Raw genomic sequence first — 618 nt, 5'->3', positions numbered from 1 at the left:
CTACTGCCTGCGGGGTGTCTGATGCGCATTTTAATTTTGTTAATGCTGGCCGCGTGCGCGCTGGCGGGGCTGCAAACCTGGCGTATCGGCGGCCTGCAAAACGAGGCAGACCAGGCACAGCGGATCATCGGCACGCTGTCCGCCGGTATCGAAAGCCGCGACAACGCCATTCACCGCCTGAACGATGAGGCCGTGACGCGGGAACGCCAGGAGCAAAGCCTGCGCGCGCAGCTCTCGCAGGCCGGTCAGCGGGCGCGGGATCGGGAATACACAATTCAAAGGTTACTCAATGAAAATCAGGAAATGCGTGATTGGTATAGCGCTCGCCTGCCTGACGGCATTGGCCGGATGCACGTCCGTCCCGCCTTCGCCAGCGCCGCAGATTATTTACGTTGGCTGTCCGGCGGTGACGAGCTGCCCGATACCGGCAAGCTCACCCGCCACTAACGGCGATTTAAGCAGTGATGTCAGAAACCTGGAGGCCGCGCTAACCGCCTGCGGCCTTCAGGTGGAAGCGGTCAAACAATGCCAGGAGGAACACCGTGTTAAAACCCGCACAGCTACGAAAAGCCCTGACTGACGCCGTGCCGGTGCTGCAAACCAGCCCCGACCAGTTGA

General features: G+C 61.0%; 1 protein-coding gene and 2 pseudogenes. All 3 read left to right on the top strand.

Features of this window, described 5'->3' with window-relative positions; all coding sequences use genetic code 11:
* Positions 1–447: Rz-like lysis system protein LysB (lysB, locus tag ED901_RS12880; protein WP_371414307.1), on the top strand; the 447-nt coding region annotated here is incomplete at its 5' end.
* Positions 341–571 (top strand): annotated as a pseudogene (lysC, locus tag ED901_RS25395) (Rz1-like lysis system protein LysC); the annotation flags it as partial. The gene lysB and the pseudogene lysC, both read left to right, overlap by 107 nt.
* Positions 543–618, top strand: a pseudogene (locus ED901_RS25615) (phage tail protein); the annotation flags it as partial. The pseudogenes lysC and ED901_RS25615, both read left to right, overlap by 29 nt.

Source organism: Rahnella sp. Larv3_ips (genome assembly GCF_003697865.1).
Taxonomy (GTDB): domain Bacteria; phylum Pseudomonadota; class Gammaproteobacteria; order Enterobacterales; family Enterobacteriaceae; genus Rahnella; species Rahnella rivi.
The sequence above is the reverse complement of the archived record's forward strand: the minus strand, read 5'-3'. Positions and strand labels throughout refer to the sequence as shown.